The 22,706-nt window shown below is 64.7% G+C and carries 23 protein-coding genes; 12 read left to right on the top strand and 11 right to left on the bottom strand.

The genetic code is table 11. The features are described 5' to 3' along the window. Window positions 1-38: 38 nt before the first annotated feature. Complete coding sequence (locus NKJ26_RS18145) at window positions 39-1,280, bottom strand: acyl-CoA dehydrogenase family protein (protein WP_352696391.1); 1,242 nt, start codon at window positions 1,278-1,280, stop codon at window positions 39-41. Between the two features lie 120 nt (window positions 1,281-1,400). On the opposite strand from NKJ26_RS18145, the gene NKJ26_RS18150 reads away from it, so the two are divergent. The 5 genes from NKJ26_RS18150 to NKJ26_RS18170 all read left to right on the top strand — a co-directional run bounded on the left by NKJ26_RS18150 (window position 1,401) and on the right by NKJ26_RS18170 (window position 5,102). Further along, window positions 1,401-2,216 (top strand): SDR family oxidoreductase, encoded by an 816-nt coding sequence (locus tag NKJ26_RS18150; protein ID WP_352696392.1) that lies wholly within the window; start codon window positions 1,401-1,403, stop codon window positions 2,214-2,216. A gap of 38 nt (window positions 2,217-2,254) precedes the next feature. Beyond that, entirely contained in the window at window positions 2,255-2,740 is a 486-nt protein-coding gene (locus NKJ26_RS18155) for a MaoC family dehydratase (protein ID WP_352696393.1), read from the top strand. Next, window positions 2,737-3,768, top strand: coding sequence for a phosphotransferase (locus tag NKJ26_RS18160; protein ID WP_352602151.1), 1,032 nt, complete (start codon window positions 2,737-2,739; stop codon window positions 3,766-3,768). Before NKJ26_RS18155 ends, NKJ26_RS18160 begins: the two co-directional genes overlap by 4 nt. Before the next feature lie 251 nt (window positions 3,769-4,019). Next, window positions 4,020-4,664: a TetR/AcrR family transcriptional regulator gene (locus NKJ26_RS18165; protein ID WP_027024107.1), complete on the top strand. Its 645-nt coding sequence runs from the start codon at window positions 4,020-4,022 to the stop codon at window positions 4,662-4,664. Window positions 4,665-4,853: 189 nt separating this feature from the next. After that, entirely contained in the window at window positions 4,854-5,102 is a 249-nt protein-coding gene (locus NKJ26_RS18170; protein WP_352696394.1) for a DUF680 domain-containing protein, read from the top strand. Window positions 5,103-5,225: 123 nt separating this feature from the next. Here the strand turns inward: NKJ26_RS18170 and NKJ26_RS18175 are convergent, their stop codons facing one another. The 8 genes from NKJ26_RS18175 to NKJ26_RS18210 form a co-directional block, all read right to left on the bottom strand. Continuing rightward, window positions 5,226-6,278, bottom strand: coding sequence for a Gfo/Idh/MocA family protein (locus NKJ26_RS18175; protein ID WP_352696395.1), 1,053 nt, complete (start codon window positions 6,276-6,278; stop codon window positions 5,226-5,228). Next, the gene (locus tag NKJ26_RS18180) at window positions 6,278-7,063 is read right to left on the bottom strand and encodes a ThuA domain-containing protein (RefSeq protein WP_352696396.1); all 786 of its coding nucleotides are present in this window, start codon (window positions 7,061-7,063) and stop codon (window positions 6,278-6,280) included. The genes NKJ26_RS18175 and NKJ26_RS18180 overlap by 1 nt, the downstream gene beginning before the upstream one ends. Before the next feature lie 79 nt (window positions 7,064-7,142). Beyond that, window positions 7,143-7,382, bottom strand: coding sequence for a hypothetical protein (locus NKJ26_RS18185; protein ID WP_352696397.1), 240 nt, complete (start codon window positions 7,380-7,382; stop codon window positions 7,143-7,145). 59 nt (window positions 7,383-7,441) lie between these two features. Continuing rightward, window positions 7,442-8,026: a sarcosine oxidase subunit gamma gene (locus NKJ26_RS18190; RefSeq protein ID WP_352696398.1), complete on the bottom strand. Its 585-nt coding sequence runs from the start codon at window positions 8,024-8,026 to the stop codon at window positions 7,442-7,444. Beyond that, a complete protein-coding gene (locus NKJ26_RS18195) occupies window positions 8,019-11,012 on the bottom strand; it encodes a sarcosine oxidase subunit alpha (protein ID WP_352696399.1) in 2,994 nt (997 codons plus the stop codon). The genes NKJ26_RS18190 and NKJ26_RS18195 overlap by 8 nt, the downstream gene beginning before the upstream one ends. Continuing rightward, the gene (locus NKJ26_RS18200) at window positions 11,009-11,320 is read right to left on the bottom strand and encodes a sarcosine oxidase subunit delta (protein WP_352602165.1); all 312 of its coding nucleotides are present in this window, start codon (window positions 11,318-11,320) and stop codon (window positions 11,009-11,011) included. The genes NKJ26_RS18195 and NKJ26_RS18200 overlap by 4 nt, the downstream gene beginning before the upstream one ends. A gap of 10 nt (window positions 11,321-11,330) precedes the next feature. Then, the gene (locus NKJ26_RS18205) at window positions 11,331-11,753 is read right to left on the bottom strand and encodes a hypothetical protein (protein ID WP_352696400.1); all 423 of its coding nucleotides are present in this window, start codon (window positions 11,751-11,753) and stop codon (window positions 11,331-11,333) included. Beyond that, a complete protein-coding gene (locus NKJ26_RS18210; protein ID WP_352602169.1) occupies window positions 11,753-13,006 on the bottom strand; it encodes a sarcosine oxidase subunit beta in 1,254 nt (417 codons plus the stop codon). The genes NKJ26_RS18205 and NKJ26_RS18210 overlap by 1 nt, the downstream gene beginning before the upstream one ends. Before the next feature lie 216 nt (window positions 13,007-13,222). Here NKJ26_RS18210 and NKJ26_RS18215 point away from each other — a divergent pair, with 216 nt between their 5' ends. From NKJ26_RS18215 to NKJ26_RS18245, 7 genes are all read left to right on the top strand, one after another. Then, on the top strand, window positions 13,223-13,591 hold the full coding sequence (locus tag NKJ26_RS18215; RefSeq protein ID WP_352696401.1) for a YrdB family protein: 369 nt from the start codon (window positions 13,223-13,225) through the stop codon (window positions 13,589-13,591). A 216-nt stretch (window positions 13,592-13,807) separates the two neighbouring features. Further along, window positions 13,808-14,566 carry an SDR family oxidoreductase gene (locus tag NKJ26_RS18220; RefSeq protein WP_352696450.1) on the top strand — a complete coding sequence of 253 codons (759 nt, stop codon included), beginning with the start codon at window positions 13,808-13,810 and terminating at the stop codon, window positions 14,564-14,566. 111 nt (window positions 14,567-14,677) lie between these two features. After that, the gene (locus tag NKJ26_RS18225) at window positions 14,678-15,064 is read left to right on the top strand and encodes an SET domain-containing protein (RefSeq protein ID WP_352696402.1); all 387 of its coding nucleotides are present in this window, start codon (window positions 14,678-14,680) and stop codon (window positions 15,062-15,064) included. 321 nt (window positions 15,065-15,385) lie between these two features. Further along, complete coding sequence (rpsU, locus tag NKJ26_RS18230) at window positions 15,386-15,652, top strand: 30S ribosomal protein S21 (RefSeq protein ID WP_010911429.1); 267 nt, start codon at window positions 15,386-15,388, stop codon at window positions 15,650-15,652. Between the two features lie 144 nt (window positions 15,653-15,796). Beyond that, complete coding sequence (locus NKJ26_RS18235; protein WP_352602178.1) at window positions 15,797-16,639, top strand: tetratricopeptide repeat protein; 843 nt, start codon at window positions 15,797-15,799, stop codon at window positions 16,637-16,639. Between the two features lie 305 nt (window positions 16,640-16,944). Beyond that, a complete protein-coding gene (locus NKJ26_RS18240) occupies window positions 16,945-17,421 on the top strand; it encodes a DUF992 domain-containing protein (protein WP_352602180.1) in 477 nt (158 codons plus the stop codon). A 383-nt stretch (window positions 17,422-17,804) separates the two neighbouring features. After that, on the top strand, window positions 17,805-19,241 hold the full coding sequence (locus tag NKJ26_RS18245; RefSeq protein WP_352696403.1) for an MFS transporter: 1,437 nt from the start codon (window positions 17,805-17,807) through the stop codon (window positions 19,239-19,241). Between the two features lie 34 nt (window positions 19,242-19,275). Here NKJ26_RS18245 and NKJ26_RS18250 read toward each other — a convergent pair whose 3' ends face one another. Together NKJ26_RS18250 and NKJ26_RS18255 are read right to left on the bottom strand one after the other, a co-directional pair. Next, window positions 19,276-19,965 (bottom strand): response regulator transcription factor, encoded by a 690-nt coding sequence (locus NKJ26_RS18250; RefSeq protein WP_352696404.1) that lies wholly within the window; start codon window positions 19,963-19,965, stop codon window positions 19,276-19,278. Further along, window positions 19,965-22,688: a DUF4118 domain-containing protein gene (locus tag NKJ26_RS18255; protein ID WP_352696405.1), complete on the bottom strand. Its 2,724-nt coding sequence runs from the start codon at window positions 22,686-22,688 to the stop codon at window positions 19,965-19,967. Before NKJ26_RS18255 ends, NKJ26_RS18250 begins: the two co-directional genes overlap by 1 nt. Between the last annotated feature and the right edge of the window lie 18 nt (window positions 22,689-22,706).

Consider the following 22,706-nt stretch of genomic DNA (forward strand, 5'->3'; position numbering starts at 1 on the left):
TTGCGGTCGGCAAGCCCGCAACGCGGCCGGCCAGCGGCTCAGACCTTTTCTTGCGTGTATTTCCTCAATTCCGTCCGCGCCACCTGCCGCCGGTGCACGGCATCCGGCCCGTCGGCAAGGCGCAGCGTGCGAAGATGCGTCCATGAGCGGGCGAGCGGCGTGTCCTGGCTGATCCCCTGGGCGCCGAACATCTGCACCGCTTCGTCGGTCACCTTGAGGGCAACACGCGGCGCGATGACCTTGATCTGGCTGATCCATGGGGCAGCGGCGCGCGCATCGCCCTGGTCTATCATCCACGCCGCCTTAAGGCAGAGCAGCCGCGCCATCTCGATCTCCATGCGGCACTCCGCGATGATGTCGAAATTGGCGCCGAGCTTTGCCAGGGGCTGGCCGAAGGCCTCGCGGCGGATGGAACGCTGGCACAGCATCTCCAGCGCCATCTCGGCCTGGCCGATGGCGCGCATGCAGTGATGGATGCGGCCTGGCCCGAGCCGCCCTTGCGCGATCTCGAACCCCCTGCCCTCGCCGAGAATCAGGTTCGATGCTGGGACACGTACATTGTCGAAGCGAAGGTGCATGTGGCCGTGCGGCGCGTCGTCATCGCCATAGACCTGCATGGCCCGCACCTTGGTGACGCCATTTGTATCGGACGGCACAAGGATCATCGAGTGGCGGCGATGCCGCGGCTCCTCGTCGCCGCCGGTCCGCACCATGACGATGTAGATTGCACAGCGCGGATCACCGGCGCCGGACGCCCACCATTTCTCGCCATCGAGCACATAGTCGCCACCCCGCCGCTGGCAGCGCATGGCAATATTGGTGGCGTCGGAGGAGGCGACATCCGGCTCGGTCATCAGATAGGCCGAGCGGATTTTTCCGTCGAGCAGCGGCTCCAGCCAGGCCTTCTTGTGCTCGGCCGAGCCATAGCGCTCCAGCACCTCCATATTGCCGGTGTCGGGCGCCGAGCAGTTGAAGGTTTCAGCGCCGAGATACGCCTTGCCCATCTCCTCGGCCAGATACGCGTATTCGACGGTGGAAAGGCCGTAGCCGCGCTCCGAGCCGGTGAGCCAGAAGTTCCACAGGCCGCGCTCCCGTGCGGTCTTCTTCAGTTCTTCGAGGATTTCGCTCTGGCGCGCCGTATGGACCCAGCGGTCGCCCTCCTTGCCGACTTCACCCAGAAATTCCTTGTCGAGAGGCATGATCTCGTCGCGCACCATGGCGGCGACGCGCGCATGGATCGGCTTCAGCCGCTCGGTCATACCGAGATTCATCTCCGTCATCGGTCGCTAACCCTTCATGCAGGCCCGGCACTTTACCCGTGGCAAGGATGACCGTACTTCGGATAGCCTTGTCAACGCGAACCGTTTGCTGGCACGCCGGGGCAGACACGGAGGATTGCGATGGCCTATCTGGACGAGCTGTTTTCGGTGGCCGGCAAGACCGCGCTGGTGACGGGCGCGGCGACCGGCATCGGCCGCATGGCGGCAACCGCGCTGGTCAGGGCCGGCGCCGGCGTGATGATCGCCTCGCGCAAGGGCGACGACTGCATCAAGGTTGCCGGCGAACTGAACGCGCTTGGCGCCTCAGGCCGCGCCGAGGGCTTCGCCGGCGATGTTTCCAGCGAGGCCGGCATCGCCGCACTCGTCGCCGAAGTCACGGCCCGGACCGACAGACTGCATATCCTGATCAACAATGCCGGCGTGTCCTGGGGCGCGCCCCTGGAGAGCTTCCCCTACCATGCCTGGGCCAAGGTGTTCGGCGTCAACGTCACCGCGGTCTTCCATCTGACACGCGAATTGCTGCCGCTGCTCGAGGCCGCCGCCACCGATGCCGACCCGGCCCGGGTGATCAATCTGGGTTCGGTGATGGGGACGCAGCCGCTGGCCGACGACGCCTATTCCTACACCGCCTCGAAGGCCGCGGTTCACCACCTGACCCGCACCCTGGCGCTGGAGTTCGCCGCCCGCCGCATCACCGTCAACGCCTTCGCGCCGGGTCCCTTCCAGAGCAGGATGACGGCGTTCGCCACCGGTACGGATGAGCAGGCCAGGCATGTCGGCGGCCATGTTCCGATCGGCCGTATCGGCGCGCCGGATGACATTGCCGGCGCAACGCTCTATTTGTGCAGCCGTGCGGGCAGCTATGTCACCGGCGCCATCCTGCCGATCGACGGCGGGCAGTCGGTGCAGCATGGATTGACCTTGTTCAAGGAATGACATTTTCCGGCCGCAGAAGCCCGGGTGAACTGGAGGACATGAGCGTGGAACCGATCAGCCTGGATGTGCTTCTGGCCAATGTCGGCAAGGAAGTTGGCGTGTCGCCGTGGCGGGTGGTCACGCAACGCATGATCGACCAGTTCGCCGACGCCACCGACGACCACCAGTTCATCCACTGCGATCCCGAGCGGGCCAAGCGCGAAACCCCGTTCGGCGGCACCATCGCGCATGGCTTCCTATCGCTGTCGCTGTTGTCGGCGATGACCTTCGAGACCATGCCGCCGCTGGAAAACGGCAAGATGGGCGTCAATCACGGCTTCGATTCGCTGCGCTTCCTGGCCCCGGTGAAGACCGGCGCGCGCATCCGCACCCGTTTCGTGCTGGCCGACGTCAAGGTCAGGCCGTCGGGTTGGGTACAGACCGCGCATGACGTGACGATCGAGATCGAGGACTCGAAGAAGCCGGCGCTGACCGCACGCTGGCTCACCCTGACCCTGATCGAGCGCCAGCCCGAGACCGCATGAACGGCCCGAACGTTCTCGACCAGGCGGCGCTCGCGCCTTACCTCGAGGCGAACATTCCCGGTTTCTCCGGACTTCTCTCCGTCGAAAAATTCAAGTCCGGTCAATCGAACCCGACCTATCTCATCCTGGCGGCGAGCGGCCGCTACGTGCTTCGCGCCAAGCCGCCCGGCCAGTTGCTGAAATCGGCGCATCAGGTCGACCGGGAGTTCAGGGTGATGAGCGCGCTTGCCGGCACCGCCGTGCCGGTGCCCGACATGCTGCATCTGTCGGCGGAGGCTTCGCCGATCGGCCGCATGTTCTATATCATGCGTTTCGTCGACGGCCGCATCTTCTGGGATCCGGCGCTGCCGGAAGCTTCCGGCAAGGATGAACGCGCCGCGATCTACGATGCCATGAATGCGACGCTCGCCGCCCTGCACGATGTCGATTTCGAGGCTATCGGTCTCGGCGATTTCGGCAGGACGGGCAATTATTTCGAGCGGCAGCTGGCGCGCTGGACCGGCCAGTATCGCGCCTCGGAAACCGGCACTGTCGCTGACATGGACCGGCTGATCGCCTGGCTGGAAACGCACATGCCCGCCGATGATATCAGCGTCTCGCTGGTGCATGGCGACTACCGGCTCGACAATCTGATCTTCGCACCGGACCGGCCAGAGGTGCTGGCGGTGCTCGACTGGGAGCTGTCGACGTCAGGCCATCCCTTCGCCGACATCGCCTATCAGTGCATGCAATGGCGCCTGCCGCACGCCTCACCTTTTCGCGGCCTGGGCGGCATCGACCGTTCCGCCCTCGGTCTCCCCTCCGAGGAGGCCTATGTCGCCGCCTATTGCCGCCGGCGCGGTCTGACCGGCATCGGCAACTGGACCTTCTTCCTCGCCTTCTCCTTCTTCCGGCTGGCGGCGATCTGCCAAGGCGTCTACAGGCGGGCGCTGGACGGCAATGCCTCCAATCCCGAAAAGGCCAGGACCTACGGCGAGGCGGTGAAGCTGCTTTCGCATCTCGGCGCGAAACTGATCGACCGAAACTGATTGACTCAAAGCGGATCGATAAGGAGACGGATTGTCGCTTTGACGGAGCAACGGTGCTGATCACGGATGCTGCCGGCGACCTCGGCGTCGCGCCGACCCAACCAGCTCCTTCATGCCGGCCACACGGTCACCTTGGATGGCAGCGTCGGCGTCATCCGGTGCCTGCCGCTTGGGAACCTGCCACGCTCTTGTCCGTTTCCGTACAGCGTATATAATTTAGCCAGGCACCAACCCGACGAAAGCACCAGATCTTGCCGCAGAGCGTCCAGAAACGCCGCGAAAAACAAAAGGCCGAACTGCGCTCCGAACTGGTCGAGGCCGCGCACAAGCTTGTCCAGGAAGAAGGCTATGAAGGCCTGACCATCCGCAAGCTGGCCAAGCGGGTCGGCTATGCGCCGATGTCGGTCTATTCCTACTTCGCCGACAAGCAGGACATTCTGTTCGCGCTGGCCGAGGATGCGTTCGAGACGCTTGCCCGCCGTATCGAGGAGCACCCGTCCGACGACCCAATCGAGGCGTTGCAGGCCGTCATGACCGAATATGCCGCCTTCGGACTGGGCAATCCCAACGAATACCGCACCGTCTTCATGACTGAAAAGACCAAGCTGCCGGAAGGCCGGAGCTACGAGGACATGGAGGAGAGCAATCCGGCGATGAAAGTGCTGATCAGCAGGGTCGAGGCCTGCGTTGCCGCCGGCAAATTGCAGGGCGACCCGCGCGCCATCGCCACCATGCTGTGGGCTGTCGGCCACGGCACGATCTCGCTGCTGATCACCTTCCCATTCTACCCCTTCGGCGACCCGCAGGCGTTCGTGAAGCGCATGTGCGATTTTACGCTTGCCACTCTCAGCACCCAAAACGTGCCGCCGCTGACCGAGAATCCGGTCGACTGCTGAGTTCCAGCTCCGTTCGTTCCATAACCTCCACGTCGCCGTCCCGAGCCAAACCGGGAGCGAATTTCTTGGTTAACAAAAATCTACCGTACACGTACGATTTCGGCTTGAACTTCGCGATCGGTGGGCGTATCTGTACGACATAACGTACATGTACGGAACAAATTCACCCGTCGAAAACGGAGACTGACGATGAAAAAGACACTCCTCGCCCTTACCGCCGTGCTGGCACTTTCGGGCTCGGCCTTCGCCGCCAACAACGCCCATCCGGTCAAGCATGTGCCGGCCGCGACTTGCGTCGACACCAGGACCAACGTGAAGCTCGATTGCGCTTCGACCGGCTCGGTCGAGAAGAAGGGCTCCACGGAAAACACCGCTGAAGGCAAGGGCCCGCGCCTCGGCATCAGCATCAATCCCTGGATCGTGCCGAGCGCATTCTGAGATTGCGGGAAATCACTTCCGGCAGGCACGGACCGGCCCGAGTTTCTGAGAGTCTTTCGTCCGGAATTGCGTAAAAACAAAGAGATCGAGCGGTTTGGCGCTTCCGCGAAACGGTGAACCGCGCTAGCCGATCGAGACCGACAGCTTGGCCGCTGAGCTCTCGAACGCCGCGTCGATCAGTTTCTGCATCTCGGTGGCGCGCCGGAAGGACGGATCGCCGTTTAGCCCTGCATCGAGCGCATCGGCGAAACGCCGGGCGTTGCGCTTGACCTCCGGCGGCACCAGCGTGCGCCAGCGTTGCTGGTCGATGTCGGCGCCGAGACAGGCAGAGAGGCTCGATGCCTTGCCGTCGGTTTCCACTTTGATGGCGCCCCCGGTGCCGTGCAGCGCGAGCGACAGATCGTTGGCATGGCCGGTCGTGTAGCGGCTCGCCACGATCGTGGCGAGCGCGCCGGACCTTAGCCGCCCCGTCATCGCCACGCTGTCATTGGCGTCCAGAAAATAGTCGCCTATGCGTTCGCCCTCGGCCTTCGAAAACGTCACCAGATCGGCATTCAGGCTGACGATGTCCTGGCCCGCGCCATAGGTGGCGAAGTCGAGGATGTGGATGCCCACATCGCCCAGCACGCCTGTCGAGCCATGCCTGCTCGAAAGACGCCACAGCCATTTGTCCTCGACCCGCCAGTCGCCCCAGGATTTGCTGACCAGCCAGCTCTGCCGGTAGCTCGCCTCGACATGGCGCAGTTCGCCGATCTCGCCGGCCTGCACCATGCGCCGCGCTTCCTGGATCGCCGGCGAGTTGCGATAGGTAAGGTTGACCATGTTGACGACCCCGGCCGCCTCGGCGGCCTCGGTCATGTCGAGTGCATCGGCGTGGTTCGGCGCCAGCGGCTTTTCGCAGAAGACATGCTTTCCCTGGGCAAGCAGCGCCAGCGTCGTTGCCTTGTGCACGCCGTCCGGCGTCGCGTTGATGGCGGCGTCGAACTGGCCCCAGGCGATCGCCGCCTCCAGGCTCTCGAAGAAATAGCCGATCCTGTTGGCGGCGGCGAATGTGGCCGCGCGGCCCGGCACCTGATCGACGCAAGCGACGATGCTGCAGCCGGGGACCTGAGCGAATTCTTCCACGTGATGCCCGGCAATGCCACCGGTGCCGAGCAGAAGCAGGCGATGCGACATCAACTAAGGCCCTTGTCGCCATCGGCATGCAGGCGCAGGCCTTTCTGTACGATCTTCTCCTTGGCCTTGTCCGTCGGCACGTTCGGCGCGTTGGTGATGCCGGACCAGGCAGGCGCCGGGTTGTGCGCCCAGTGGACGGCGTTGCGCAGCACCTGCTGCACGCCCTCATTGTGATAGATCGGGTAGGTCTCGTGGCCGGGCGAGAAGTAGAAGATCCTGCCGGCGCCGCGCTGATAAGTCAGCCCGGACCGGAACACTTCGCCGCCCTCGTACCAGGAGACGAACACCGTCTCCAGCGGCTCCGGCACCGCGAATGGCTCGCCATACATTTCGGTCTCGCCGATCTCCAGGCATTCGCCGATGCCTTGCGCGATCGGATGGCCGCGGTTGATCGCCCAGACCCGCTCGCGCTCGCCCGCCTCGCGCCATTTCAGCGAACAGGGCGTGCCCATCAGCCGCTTGAATATCTTCGAATAATGGCCGGAGTGGAGCACGATCAGCCCCATGCCTTCCCAGACCCGCTTCTGCACGCGCTCGACGATCTCGTCCTTGACCTCGCCATGGGCAGCGTGCCCCCACCACAGAAGGACATCGGTCTCGGCCAGGCGCTTTTCGCTCAAGCCGTGCTCGGCTTCCTGCAAGGTGGCGGTGGTCGCCTCGATGCCCTTATCCTTGTTGAGCGCGGCGGCAATGGTGCCGTGCATGCCCTTGGGATAGAGGTCGCGCACGGCGGCATTGGTCTGCTCATGAACGTTCTCACCCCAGACGACGGCTTTTGTCGGCATTTTTCATCTCCCAAAGCGCTTTAAATAGCGCATTCCGAGCATCCTTGAGAAGATGCGGCTCAGCCGAAGCTTGGGGAAATCAGGGCTTTCGGCTCTTGCGCCCGGGGACGGACTTGGCCTTGCCGGGCCGGGCGGGCGCGCCAGGAATGGCCGTTCCGGTGATCGACACTGGATCGCTGGCCGGGAACGTATCCTCGAGACCTTCCTCGAGTTCCTCCTCGGCGTCGGCCTCGTGATGCCGCTCATGCTCGAACGAGCGGACAGCCGCGGTTTTCGCTGCCGTCTTCCGAGGCGGCTTCGGCGCTGACTTTGACGGCATCGAACATTCTCCCTCGACGTGCTGCCGCACAACGGACGCGGGCGGCAAACGTTCCGGGTTCAGACCGCCGCGTCGCGTGCCCCTTCGGACAGGAAAGTAAAAACATAGTCCGAGAAGGAACGCCAGCACTCGACCCGGAAGGCATCGGCGGCGGTGCGCAGCAGCACGATCTCGGCCTTGCCGAGGATGGTGCGCGAAGCGGCCCCGACCGGAAAGACTTCGAGCGACAGGTCCTGCGGGCAGCCTGAAGCGATCGCGGCTTCGGCCGCCGGACCGGTGACCGAGATCGCGATATTGCGATGCGAGACGCCGACGGCCGAATGCAGGGCCGGAACCTCCGCGCAATTAGTGAGCGGGTCGTTTCCGGCCTCGTCGATGACAAGCCATTCGTCGGGGCCGAGCCACAGCGCAGTGCGCCCTGCCTTTGATGCCGAAGTTTTGGGCTTTTTCGGCAAGGTCAGGCCGAGCGCCTTAGACAATGCCGCAACCGAAGCTTCCGGCGCGCGCAGCGAGATGCGCTCCGCCGGTGGCAACACCTCGACCTTGACGCTGGTGGCGGAGGTCGCGCGTCCGGCCAGCGCCGGACGGCGCTCGACCGAAGGCGATGCGGCCGAAGCCACTTTCTTTGCGGCAGCCTTAGCCATTGAGGCGCCCTCCCGTCTCGTCGAAGAACACCATGCCGGTAACCTCCACTTCGATCACCCCGTCCGGCATCGGCACGTAGAGCGTGTCACCCATCCGGTCGCGGCCGCCGGCGACCAGCGCCAGTGCAATCGAGCGGCCGCAATTCTGCGACCAATAGCTCGAGGTGACATGGCCGATCATCTTCATGGGGATCGCTTGTTTGGGATCCTCGACGATCTGCGCGCCTTCCTCCAGCACCACCTTCGGGTCCTTGGTCTTGAGGCCGACCAGCTGCTTGCGGCCACTGGCGACCAGGTCCGGCCGCGTCAGGCCCCTGATGCCGACGAAGTCGGTCTTCTTCTTGCCGACCGCCCAGTCGAGGCCGGCATCGTTCGGCGTCACCGTGCCGTCCGTGTCCTGGCCGACGATGATGTAGCCTTTTTCGGCGCGCAACACGTGCATGGCCTCGGTGCCGTATGCGGCCGCACCATGCTTCTGGCCTTCGGCCCACAGCGCTTCCCAGACGGCCTGGCCGTAGTCGGCCGGCACGTTGACCTCGAAGCCGCGCTCGCCGGTGAACGACATCCGGAACAGCCTGGTCGGCACGCCGCAAATCTTGCCTTCGCGCACAGACATGTGCGGCAGCGCCTCGTCGGACATGTCGATGCCTTCGACCAGTGGCGCTATGATGTCGCGGGATTTCGGACCTTGCACGGCGATGACCGCCCATTGCTCGGTGATCGAGGTCAGCCAGACATTGAGGTGCGGGAACTCGGTCTGGAGATAATCCTCCATGTGGTTCATGACGCGCGGCGCGCCGCCCGTCGTCGTCGTCACATGGAAGCGGTCCGGCGCCAGCCTGCCGACGACGCCGTCATCGTAGATGAAGCCGTCCTCGCGCAGCATGATGCCATAGCGACAGCGGCCGGGCTCCAGCTTCTCCCACGGATTGGTGTAGAGCAATTCCATGAACTTGGCCGCGTCCGGCCCGACCACTTCGATCTTGCCCAGTGTCGAGGCATCGAACAGGCCGGCCGTGTTGCGCACGGCGACGCATTCCCGGTCGACCGCCGCGTGCATGTCCTCGCCCGCCTTCGGGAAATACCAGGCGCGCTTCCACTGGCCGACATCCTCGAACACGGCGCCTTGCGCCTCGGCCCAGGGATGGATCGCGGTTTTGCGTGTCGGGTCGAACAGCGGACCCCGCGCATGGCTGACGATCGCGCCGAAGGTGACCGGCGTATAAGGCGCCCGGAACGTGGTCAGGCCAACCTCCGGGATCGGCTTGCCCAGCGTCTCGGCGGCAATCGCCAGGCCGTGCATGTTGGAGGTCTTGCCCTGGTCGGTCGCCATGCCGTTGGTGGTGAAGCGCTTGACGTGCTCAATCGAGCGCATGCCTTCATGCACCGCCTGGCGGATATCCTTGGCCGTGACGTCGTTCTGGAAATCGACGAAGGCCTTGACCGTCGTGTCCGCTCCGGCTCCGGGAGCCGCGCCCAGCATGCCGCGCGACCAGCTCTCCGAGGCATCGACCTTCGGCTTGGCGCCCTTGGCGGTTTTCGCGCCGGCCTCCCTGGCCGCCTTGGCGCCCGCCGCATAGGCCTCGTCGATTGTTGCCGAGAGTCCATCGGTGCCGTTGCAGGCGCCGACCGAGACGCAGTCCTGCGCATAGGTGCCCGGCACGAAGCGCTTGGTCTCGTCGTTGAAGGCGACCTTGCCGCGCGATTGCGAGAACAGATGCACCGACGGCGTCCAGCCAGCCGACATCAGGATCGCATCGACAGGAATGGTACGCTCGCCGCCGCCGTTCTTCGGCTGCACGGTCATCGACGACACCCGCAACTTGCCACCGGCACGGATCACCGCGCGGCCGAAATTGATCTCGATGCCGAGCGCCCTCGCTTCGTCGATCACCGGTCCGGTCGGATTGTCGCGCAGATCGACGATCGCCGCGACGTTGACGCCGGCCTTCTTCAGGTCGATCGCCGCCGCGTAGGCGGAATCATTGGCGGTGTAGACGCCGACATTCCTGCCGACCGCGACGCCGTAATGGTTGAGATAGGTGCGCGCCGCCCCTGCGAGCATGACGCCCGGCCGGTCGTTGTCGGCGAACACCATGTGGCGCTCGATGGCGCCGGAGGCCAGCACCACGCGCTTGGCCCTGACCTGCCACAGCCGCTCGCGCGGCAATTCGTGGCCGGGGGTCGAGAGATGGTCGCTGACACGCTCGACAAGCCCGACGAAATTCTGTGCGTAATAACCGAAAGCCGTCGTGCGCGGCAGCACGCGGACATTGTCCATGGCGGCGAGCTTCGCCACCGCCGCCTGCGCCCAGGCAAAACCGCCCTGGCCGTCGATCCGAGCGCCGCTTTCGAAACGCAGGCTGCCGCCGAAGTCGGCCTGCTCGTCGGCGAGGATGACGCGCGCGCCGGTTTCAGCCGCCGCCAACGCCGCTGCGATGCCGGCCGCGCCACCACCCAGCACCAGCACGTCGCAATGCGCGTAGCGCGAGGAATAATGGTCGGGATCGGGCTTGTCGGGGGAAACGCCGAGGCCGGCCGCGGCGCGGATCTTCGGCTCGTAGAGGCTTTTCCAGGCTGCCTTCGGCCACATGAAGGTCTTGTAGTAGAAGCCTGCCGAAAATAGCGGCGAGGCGATGTCGTTGACGGCGCTGACATCGAAGGACAGCGACGGCCAGCGGTTCTGCGACTGTGCGGCAAGCCCGTCATAAAGCTCCTGCACTGTCGCCCGAACATTCGGCGTCTTGCGGGCCGCGTCACGCTTGATCTCGACCAGCGCGTTCGGTTCCTCGGCGCCCGCCGACAGTATGCCGCGCGGCCGGTGGTACTTGAACGAGCGGCCGACAAGGTGGACGCCGTTGGCGAGCAGCGCCGAAGCCAGCGTGTCACCCTCGATGCCGACGTAGGACTGGCCATCGAAGCTGAACCGAGCGGTCTTGGCCTGTCTGAGGCGGCCGGCGCTGGGGATGCGGAACGCGCCGCTCATTTGGCAACCACTTCGCTGGAGTTTCTGGGCAGCTTCGACGGCTTCGGCTCGCCGGCCTTGTAGGTCATGATGAACTTGTCGGTGACGGTGTCGCGCACGGCGTTGAAAAAACGGGCGCAGCCATGCATGTGCCGCCAGCGCTCATAGATGATGCCCTTGGGGTTGGAGCGGATGAAGAAGAACTTTTCGAAATCATCGTCGCTCTCGCCAGCGATATTGGCCGAGCGCGCGATATGCGCCTCGCCGGCGTTGCGGAACTCGAGCTCCGGGCGCTCTTCCTCGCAATAGGGGCAGCGGATGAGAAGCATCGTGTCGTTCCTACAATTCGCCGTGGCCGACGCGGGCGCCGGCGGGTTGGTCGCAAAGCTTCTGGCCCATGGTCACGAACGGGGCGACGAGCCGCATGCGCTCCTCGACGCTCGCGGCATCGCGAAACAGGTCCCGGTCGGCCATGTTGCCGAGTGTCAGTTGCAGCGGGTCCGTCGTGACGATGACCGCACGCGGTTCGAAGTCCTCCTCCGCGTCCAGCCCATCCGGCCGGTCTTCGAAGAACATCACCACCTTCTGGCCAGCGCTCCAGACGCAGGCCAGCATTCCCTCGTCGACCGAAAACGGCCAGCCGGCCTCGTTGCCGGCGCGCTCGATCGGCTGCATCCGCACCTCTTGCGGCGACGGCATATGGAACATGCCCTGTTCCCCCGCCATGATCAGCGGCATCGCGACAGCCATCTCAGCCATCATCAGTGCGCCACCGCCGCCGCCGCCGCCTCGTCGATGAGGCGGCCGGTGCGGAAGCGTTCGATGGTGAAGGGTGCGTTGATCGGATGCGGATCGTCCCTGGCGATGGTGTGGGCAAAGACATGGCCCGAACCAGGCGTCGCCTTGAAGCCGCCCGTACCCCAACCGCAATTGACGTAGAGGCCGGGCACCGGCGTCTTGGCCAGGATCGGCGAGCGGTCGGGCGTGACGTCGACGATGCCGCCCCAGGAGCGCAGCATCTTCATGCGCGTGAAGATCGGGAACATCTCGCAGATGGCGTCCAGCGTATGCTGCAATATGTGCAGGCCGCCGGTCTGCGAATAGGAGACATACTGGTCGGTGCCGGCGCCGATCACCAGTTCGCCCTTGTCCGACTGCGAGATATAGGCATGCACCGTGTTCGACATCACCACGCAGGGAACGACAGGCTTGACCGGCTCCGACACCAGCGCCTGCAGCGGATAGCTCTCCAGCGGCATTCGCACGCCGGCCATGTTCATGATCACCGAGGAATGGCCGGCAGCGACGACGCCGACCTTCCTGGCGCCGATGAACCCGCGCGTCGTGTCGACGCCGATCACCGCGCCGTTCGGCGCCCGCTTGACCCCGGTCACCTCGCAGTTCTGGATGATGTGGACGCCGCGCGCCGAGGCGCCGCGCGCGTAGCCCCAGGCCACCGCATCATGGCGCGCCGTGCCGCCGCGGCGCTGCAAGGCGGCACCGACGACTGGATAGCGTGCGTCTTTGGAGGTGTTGAGCGGCGGGCAGAATTCCTTGGCCTGCTCCGGCGACAGCCATTCATTGTCGATGCCGTTCAGCCGGTTGGCGTGGACATGGCGCTTCAGCACCTGGATGTCGTGCACATTGTGGGCGAGCATCATGACGCCGCGCGCCGAGTACATGACGTTGTAGTTGAGCTCCTGGGAGAGCCCATCCCACAGCTTCAGCGCATGGTCGTAAATGCCGGCGCTTTCATCATAGAGATAGTTGGAGCGGATAATGGTGGTGTTGCGGCCGGTATTGCCGCCGCCGAGCCAACCCTTTTCCAGCACCGCGACATTGGTGATGCCGTGCACCGTGGCGAGATAATAGGCCGTGGCCAGGCCGTGGCCGCCGGCGCCGACGATGATGACGTCGTATTCCTTCTTCGGCTCAGGCGAGGACCATTGCTCTTCCCAGCCCTTGTGGCCGCGCATGGCCTCGCGGGCGATGGCGAATACCGAATATTTCTTCAACGTCCCAGCCTCTCGCCAAAAGGTCTCGCGAATAGCGGCCGGGCATTGGTTCTGGCCCCGGCGCGCGAGGTGTATCACTAGCGAAACCGCGCTTCCACCCTTGCGCTGTTTGCGACGGCGCTTGCCGTTTTGCGCCGTGTTGAAAAAGAGGCGTCCCGTCTGGCGCCTATGGCCGCTTCCGGTCACATTGCCTTTGCGCGAAACCGGAGGACGATTGTGGGCAACGCCTGGTGGAACCTGACATTACGCTTCCTGCTGGAGCTTGCCGCCTTGCTCGGCCTCGGCATCTGGGGCTGGAGCCTCTTGGACGGGTTGTGGCGCTGGATTCCGGCTCTGGCCTTGCCATTCATCGCCGCTGTCTTGTGGGGTACCTTCGCGGTGCTCGACGATCCAAGCCGATCGGGCCGCGCACCGGTGCCGGTTTCGGGTGCGGTGCGGCTGGTGCTGGAACTCGCCATTCTGTTCGGCGGCGCGGCTGGATTTTATCTGACCGGCCATACGACCATTGGCATCCTCGCCGCCATGCTCGTCGCCGTCAGCTACGCCTTCTCGCTCGACCGCCTGGGATGGCTACTGCGGCAATAGTTCGGGACGATACGGCCATCGCTTCAGCCTTTCGAATTTGCCACCTCTTCCGGGCGCCGGCTGTTCACGGCCTTCGTCAGAAGGTTGGAGATTGACCCGGAGGCGATTGCGCCGGCGGCGCAGCCTCCGCAGGTTTCGGGTGGTTCCGCCCCGCTCCATTTGCGACCAAGCATCCGATCGCCGGCAGAGCTGGCGCGAAGCAAAGGACGCAAAATGATGCTCGCACTCGCCAACAAGATCGCCATCGTCACCGGTGCCAGTTCCGGCATCGGCCGCGCCACCGCAAAGCTCTTCGCCGAGGAAGGCGCCAAGCTCATCGTCGCCGCGCGCCGCCAGGCAGAGCTCGATGCGCTTGTCGCCGAGATCGCCGACGCCGACGGCACGGCGGTCGCGCTTGCTGGCGATGTCCGGGACGAATCCTACGCCAAGGCCCTTGTCGATCTTGCCATGGAAAAATTCGGCGGTCTCGACATCGCCTTCAACAATGCCGGCGCGGTCGGCCAGATGGGGCCGGTATCGGATCTGCTTCTGGAGGGATGGCGCGAAACGCTGGACACCAACCTGACCAGCGCGTTTCTCGGCGCGAAATATCAGGTGCCGGCGATGATCGAGCGCGGCGGTGGCTCGTTGATCTTCACCTCCACCTTCGTCGGCCACACGGTCGGCATGCCCGGGATGACCAGCTATGCCGCAAGCAAAGCCGGCCTGATTGGATTGACGCAGGTACTCGCCGCCGAATACGGCCCGCGAGGCATACGGGTCAACGCACTGCTACCCGGTGGTACCGACACCCCGGCGGCAACCTTCAAGACCCCCGAGTCCCGCGGCTTCGTGGAAGGACTGCATGCGCTGAAGCGTGTTGCCGAACCCGAGGAGATCGCCCGCTCGGCGCTCTACCTCGCCTCCGACGCCTCGAGCTTCACCACCGGGACCGCGCTGTTTGCCGACGGCGGCGTCTCGATCAACCGGACGTGAAGGGGTTTGGCGGCCGGTAGACATGTTCGCCGCCGCAGGGAGGGACAGCCGCTCTTGCTTTTTGCGCGGGATTTGGCGATTGCGTTCCCTGTCAAACGCAGGTCCTGGAACATGATGCTGATCCGAACCTATGTCGCTGCGAGCGCTATCGAGGGCGTCGGCGTGTTCGCCGCCGAGCCGATCGGGAAGGGCGCCTCGATCTGGCGGCTCGACCCCGATTTCGACCGGCTGATCCCGATGGACGAATACCAGGCGGCGCCCCCGCATCTCAGGGAATTGCTCGACCGCTATGCCTATCCAAGCCCGGACCGTCCCGGCTTCATGGTCTATGAGGTCGACAATGGCCGCTTCATGAACCACGCCGCGACGCCGAATACCGATTTTTCGCAATATGGTGGCGCGATCGCGACCCGCGACATCGCCGTGGGCGAGGAGATCACCTGCGACTATGGCGAGTTCTTCGAGGATTTCGAGCGGCTGCATCTGGCACCCGCATAGGGATTTGGCCAAGGAAGCAACGCAAAGCCAGCCTCCAGGCCACCAGCCCGGATCATTTCGCCCCGGATTTCGCTGGACAAGTGAGGGCAGCTATGCTAGTATTTTCGGTATGGTGCTAAGTCGCGCCGGGGCCCGCCGCCAAGGCGGGTTTTTTATTTCGGCTCGATGCCGTTCTCCATTCGGCCATTCTTCATTTCCACTGTGGACAGCGCGGCCTGATTCTGCTATCAGCCGCCCCAATTCGTGGTGTAGAGCGCCGCGGAGGCAAGCGTCTATGGTCCGCTTGCCTGTTGATATCAAACCCGAAAGACAGGATTGCCCGTGCAGGTACTCGTCCGCGACAACAACGTTGATCAGGCGCTTCGCGCGCTCAAGAAGAAGATGCAGCGCGAAGGCATTTTCCGCGAAATGAAGATGCGCGGCCACTACGAGAAGCCTTCCGAGAAGCGCGCCCGCGAAAAGGCGGAAGCCGTGCGCCGCGCCCGCAAGCTGGCCCGCAAGCGCGCCCAGCGCGAAGGCCTGCTGCCGATGACGCCGCGTCCGGTGGCTGCCGGCGGTGCCGCCGGTGCAGCGCGTCCGCCGCGCTGATTTACGCCAATATTTCGTCCTTTTCGAAGGATAGCTAGGGTGGCGCGATGCGGAATCGCCGCCACCTTTTTGTTTTGACTTTGACCCGGCCCGGAGGGGGGATCCGGGCCTGAATGACGCGGCGCAAGTGAGGACAGGGCAGACATGAACGCAATCAGCGTGGAGCGCGGAGCCGCATTGCGTGGTTTTGCCCTTACAGCCGCCCTGCTTTCCGGACTGCTGCTTGCCGGCTGCCAGACATCAGGCCCAACCGGCGAGTTCAACAACATCGACAAGGCGCAAGGGTCGAGCGAGAACATCGCCTCGCTGTCGGCGGTCATCCAGCGCAGCCCCCAGGATCCCGAAGCCTACAATGTGCGCGGCTCGGCCTACGGCCGCGGCGGCCAGTACCAGGCGGCGCTCAAGGATTTCAACCAGGCCATCCAGCTCAACCCGAATTTCTACCAGGCCTACTCGAACCGCGCCCTCATCCAACGCTTCCTCGGCAACCAGGAAGCCGCTCTCGCGGACTATAATCGTTCGATCCAGATCAACGGCAATTACGATGCCGCCTATATCGGCCGCGGCAATCTCTACCGCAAGGCGGGCCGCACCCAGGATGCCTTCAACGATTTCCAGAAGGCGATCCAACTCGACACCACCGACGCCCGCGCCTACCACAATCGCGGCCTGATCTATCAGAGCCAGGGCCAGCACAAGTTCGCCATCGAGGATTTCTCGACCGCCATCTCGCTGGCGCCCGATGCCGCCGAGCCCTACAACGGCCGCGGCCTCTCCTACCTGGCGACGGGTGACGAGGACAACGCCTTCTCCGACTTCAACATGGCCATCAAGCTCGACGGCAGGAATGCCGAGGCCTGGGCCAACCAGGCGCTGATCTACGAGCGCCGCGGCGACAAGGCCAAGGCGGCGAAAGCCTATCACGAAGCCGTGCGCCTGAATCCCACCTACCAGCCGGCCAAGGACGGCCTCGCCCGCGTCAGCTGACATCGGCATTCGTTCGGCCAGGGAATCCCGGGAAAGCCACGGGACGGTTTTCCGTCCGGAATTTGCGTCGAACAAGAGATAGGGCGCGTCGGCGTTTCATGGAACCGCGGACGCGCTCCAAGCGCCGCGGCGTCCTCTGCGTGTCCAAGGCGACCCGCGCTGTTGCAGACCGGCATCCCCGCGGCAACCGCGCGTTAACCCCGGCGGCAGGCTCTCGGCACTTGCCTTGTTCGCGCCAAGTTTTCAGCGGAACGGTCTGGCCACCCAAGCCGTTACTTTGAAGCAATTCGCGAAAGGACCCTCCCATGATCAAGAAACTCGCCTGCGCCGCTGCCCTCATCACGACGGCATTCGTCGCCGCTCCGGCCAGCGCCGGCAAGCTGCAGCTGGGCACCCTCGACTGCACCATCGATGGCGGCACCGCCTATATCGTGACCTCCAACAAGGGCGTGTCCTGCGTCTTCCGCCCCTCTCATCATGGACCGTCCGAGGTTTACACCGGCGTCATCTCCAAGCTTGGCGTCGATGTCGGCAAGACCCATCAGGGCCAGTTGGTCTGGGCCGTGCTGGCGGCAACCCGCGATCGCGATGCGGGCGATCTCGCCGGCAGCTATTACGGCGTCAATGCCGAGGCGAGCATCGTGACCGGCGGCGGCGCCAACCTGCTGGTCGGCGGCTTTGACAGCGCCTTCATGCTGGAGCCGCTCAGCGTCCAGGCGCAGACCGGCGTCAACCTCGCGGTCGCCGTGACCTCGCTCGAACTGATCCACTCGCTCAAGTAGATCCATGGAGCCTTGGGCTCCACGACCCCTCTCCCTGCGGCGCGGAAGCCGGACAGATGCCCATTGTCGAGGAGTGCAGCGAAACGGATTCCGCACCGTAGCAGCGCTCTGAAGTCGCGGCATGGATCCTAGAGTCGGCGCCGCGTCGCTGCGCTCCTTGCTCCGCCCTAGGATGACGAAGGCCTGAGGCCAACTCGAACAGTAAAAATCGCTTGAGCTCAAGCCTGGTTGAGGTTCTACAAACCCGTCCCGGCCGAGCAGCAAGCCCGGTCGGGCGCAAAAGGCGCTCTGGCGCTCTTGATCGCGCATGGTCCTGCCGGAAGCCCGAACTGGCTCCTGGCGCCATGCGCTTGCATCAGGATATGAAAATTCGAGGGATCGAAATGACCGGCATCAGGACAAACAGGGTCGACTGGCGCGCATTGTGGGCAAGCGGCGATCTGGCCCGCTTCTGCTTTGTCAGCCTTGGCATCCTGCTGCACGCCACCAACGAAACGATGGTTGCGACGGTGATGCCCGCCATGGTCGGCGAACTGGCCGGCGTCCAGCTCGTCGGCTGGTCGCTGGCGATCTACGAGCTCGGCGCCATCGTCGCTGGCGCCGCCGCCGGACGGCTGGTTAGCTACGTCGCGCTGCGCACCAACATGATGGTCGCCGCCCTGCTTTACGCGGCCGGCGCGCTGATCTGCGCCACTTCGCCTTCCATGCAATTGTTCCTCGCCGGCCGCCTGATCGAGGGGCTTGGCGGCGGCGCGCTGGTGTCGCTGGCCTTCGTCTCGGTCGAACGGCTGTTTGCGCGCGCCATCTGGCCGCAGCTTTTCGGCATCATGTCGGCGATCTGGGGCGTCGCCGCGTTCAGCGGCCCGATGCTGGGCGCGATCATGACCGAGCTCCTGTCGTGGCGCTGGGCCTTCGGCATCTTCACTTTCGGGGGCACCGTCATGGCGCTGGCAAGCTTCATCGTGCTCGACACGCCGGAGGCGACGAGGCCCAGCACGAACGCCGGCAAGGCTCCGCCCTTCCCGTTCATCGCGCTTGGCTGCCTTGCCGTCGCTGTGGTGCTGATCGCCTCGGCCGGCGTCGACATCGCCTTGCTGCGTTCCTCGCTGCTGATGGTGTTCGGTCTGGTCGGCCTGGTGCTGTTCTTCCACATCGACGCGCTGAAACCGCGCTCCCGGCTTTTCCCGGCGCGGCTGTTCTCGTGGCACACGCCGGTCGGCGCCGGGATGACCATGGTCGCCGCCTTTTCGGTGGCGACCTGTTCCTTCGGTCTCTACGGACCGCTGCTGCTGACCAGCCTCCACGACATTCCGCTCATGACCACCGGCTACATCATCGCCGCCGAATCGATCGCCTGGTCGATCCTGTCGATTCTTGTCGCCAACGCCCCGCCGCAACGCGAGCGGCTGATCATTGTCTGTGGCGCGCTGATGATCGCTGCCGGTATCGCCGGCTTCGCTTATACGATACCACTGGGTTCCATTCCGCTGATCCTGGTATGCGCCCTGTTGCAGGGAGGCGGCTTCGGCATCGCCTGGCCGTTCCTGACGCGCGTCATCGTCGCCTCCGCGCCTGAAGGCGAGCAGACCATCGCCTCGGCGGCGGTGCCCACCATGCAGCGCATCGGCTATGCGGTGGGTGCCGCACTCGCCGGCATCGTCGCCAATGCCAGCGGCTTTTCGCAAGGCTTGGACCACGACGCCGCCGCCAATGTCGCGAGCTGGCTGTTCCTCGCCTTCGTCCCGCTCGGGCTTCTCGGCTGCCTGGCCGCCCTGCGTGCCTCGGCAGCCGTAAACCGGCCATTGCAAGCGATCGGCTAGAGCAATTCCAGGAAGGTTCGGGCGAGTCAGCGTTTCACTCGACGCGCAGGCGATAGCCGACACCTGTCTCGGTGGTGATGTAGCGCGGCTGGTCGGGGGTGTTCTCGATCTTCTGCCTAAGCTGCCGGACATAGACCCTGAGATACTGCACGTCCGTCGTATCGTCCCAGATCTGCTTCAGCATAAAATGGTGGGTCAGCACCTTGCCGGCGTGCTGCACCAGGATGCGCAGAATGTCGTATTCCTTCGGCGAGAGCTTTATCTCCCTGCCCTCGACCTTGACGATGCGCTTGACCAGGTCGACCGAAAGCTCGCCGGTCTGGAAAACAGGCTTCTCGCCCTGTTGCTGGAACTTGTGCCGCAGCGCCATGCGGATGCGCGCCACCAGCTCGTTCATGCCGAACGGCTTGGTGACGTAATCGTCGGCGCCGAGTTCGAGCGCGTTGACGATACCGGCCTCGTCGGTGCGGCTGGAAAGGATCACCACCGGGACGTCGAGGCCGTCGTCGCGCCATTTGCGCAGCAATTCATGGCCGCTCATGCCGGGCAGGCCGAGATCGAGCAGCACGAGATCCGGCCCTTCCGCTTCCATCAGCTCGATCGCCGCTTTGGCGTTCGGCGCCTCGCTGACCGCGTAGCCCTGGCTGCCGAGGCCGACCCGCAGCAGCTTACGGATCGGCGGCTCGTCGTCGACGACCAATATCTTGACGTTCGAGTTGGTCATCAAAGCCGATCCACACTGGGCTCGCGATTGCCGACTTCAGGTAGTTCTCCTGGCACCGGCATCCGGATGGTGAATGTGGCACCGGAGCGGTCAGTCCGGTTGGCGGCCGAGATCGTGCCGCCCATCGCCTCGATGAAGCCGCGGCAGATCGACAGGCCGAGCCCTGTGCCGGCGCGCACCTGATCGCCCTTGCGGACCCGGTAAAAGGTGTCGAACACGCGTTCCAGGTCCTGCGCCGGGATGCCCGGCCCCTCATCCATGACTTGCAGGAAGACGGACCCGTTGTCGGTCCACCCCTGTATGCGGATCGTCGAGCCCGGCGGCGAATATTTCGACGCATTGTCCAGAAGGTTGAACAGCACCTGCTCGAACAATACGGGATCAAGCCTCACCATCGGCAGGTCGGGCGCAATATCGATGTCGGTCTTGTGCTCGCTGGTAATCTTGCGGGCACGGGCGAGCGCGGTGCCGACGATATCGCCGACATAGTGGAAGGCGTGGTTCGGCTCCATTGCGCCGGATTCGATCTTGGTCATGTCGAGCAGATTGGCGATGAAGCGGTTCAGCCGTTCCGATTCGTCGACCACCGTCGACAAAAGCTCCGCCCTGTCCTGTTCGGGGAGCGCCGGTGCGAATTCCCTGAGCGTGCCGGCTGCCCCCATGATGGCCGAGAGCGGGGTCTTCAGATCATGGGAGATGGAGGTCAGCAACGCCGAGCGCAGCCGGTCGGCTTCGGCGGCGAGCTTGGCGCGGTCGACATCGGCGACGAGCTGGATGCGTTCGATCGCCACCGCGGCCTGGTCGGCCAGCGCATCGAGAAGACGCTGCTGCTCGGGTGTCAGCAGCGGACCTTGCTTGTCATTGTCGAGGCCGATCACGCCGACCGCCGTGCGCCCGGTCCGCAGGGGAAGATAGAGCCGTTTTGCTCCGGGCAGCGTATCGGCGCCACGGCCGGCGGCGCGGTCGTGCTCCCAGGCCCAGCGGGCGGCGGCGATGTCGGCCTCGGCCAGCGTGTCGTCGGGCGGATAACCGGCCTTGACGGTGATCGTGCCGTCTTCGGGCAGGAGCAGCACCACGCGCAGCTTCAGCATCGAGGCGATCTGGAAGGCGGTGGCCCACAGAATATCGTCGAGCGTGCCGGCGCCGGCTAGCTTCTTGGAAAACAGATAGATGTCTTCCGTGGCCTTTGCCCGAGAGCGCGCGGCCGCGGCCTGGCGCTGCACGCGCGCCGTCAGATTGCTGGCGATGATGGCGACGACCAGGAAGACCGCGAATGCGACGATGCTCTCGGGGTCCCTGATCGTCAGCGTGTAGCGCGGTTCGAGGAAGAAATAATTGAAGACAAGTGCACTCAGGAAACACGCATACAGCGCTGGCCAGAGTCCGAAGGTCACCGCCGATGTCAGCACCGCCAGCAAGAGAACGATCGCGAGATTGCGGACGTCGAGAAACTGGTCGAGAACCGTGCCGACCGCCAATGAGCCCGCTACATAGGCCGTGGCGAACAGATAGGGCCAGATCTGAAACTGACCCTGTTCTGCCGCCGCGATGACCCTCCTCGAGGACGCCTCGGCATGGCGCGCGCTTCCCGAAATGACATGGACGCTGATGTCGCCGGCATTGCGGATCAGATCATAGGTGAGCGAGCCCTCGATCAATTCCCGCCAGCGCGACCGCGTCGGTCTGCCGACCACGATGTGGGTAAAGTTGTTCGCGGTCGCGTGGCGTACGATGTCCTGCGCCACGCTTTGGCCCGGAATGGTCGTCACCTCGGCGCCGAGCTGTTCGGCGAGGCGCAGATTTGTCGCCAGCCGGTCCTTGTCCGCCTCGGACATCGCGGCCGCGCGCGGCGTATCGACGTGAAGCGCCGTCCACGGCGCCCGCAGCCTGTCGGCCAGCCGGCGCGCATAGCGCACGCGGGCCGCCCCGCCCGGACGCGCATCGAGGCAGACGAGCACCCTTTCCCCGGCCGCCCAAGGGCCCTGGATGGCATGAGATCGCATGTGGTTGAGCAACTGCTCGTCGACACGCTGCGCGGTACGGCGCAGCGCCAGCTCCCTCAGCGCCGTTAGATTGCCGGGCGAGAAATAATTCTCCATGGCGCGCTGGGCGGTGTTGGGGAAATAGACCTTGCCTTCCTCGAGCCGCTTGATCAGGTCGTCGGGCGTCAGGTCGATGATTTCGACATCGTCGGCCTGGTCGATGAGGGAATCGGGAACGGTCTCGCGGACCCTGACGCGCGTGATCTGGGCGACGACGTCGTTGAGGCTCTCGACGTGCTGGATGTTGAGCGTCGTGTAGACGTCGATCCCTTGCGCCATAACCTCCTGGACGTCGAGGTAGCGCTTGGGGTGGCGGCTACCGGGCGCATTGGTGTGGGCGAGTTCGTCGACGAGGACCAGCGCAGGACGCCGCGCGAGGATGGCGTCGATATCCATCTCCTCGAGCACGCGGCCCCTGTATTCGACCTGGCGGCGGGGAATGACCTCATAGCCCTCGACCAGCGCCAGCGTCTCCTTGCGGCCGTGTGTCTCGACGACGCCGATCACGACGTCGATGCCGTCGGCCAGGCGGGCACGGCCCGACATCAGCATCTCGTATGTCTTGCCGACGCCGGGCGCGGCACCGAGGAATATCCGCAGACGGCCGCGCCCTTCCCGCCCGGCATGCTCGAGCAGCGCGTCGGGGGAAGGTCTGTTTTCGGTGTTTCTGTCGTCCGGCATCGGGTTCGATCATGAATG

Source organism: Mesorhizobium sp. M0152 (assembly GCF_040322415.1).
Lineage (GTDB): Bacteria > Pseudomonadota > Alphaproteobacteria > Rhizobiales > Rhizobiaceae > Mesorhizobium.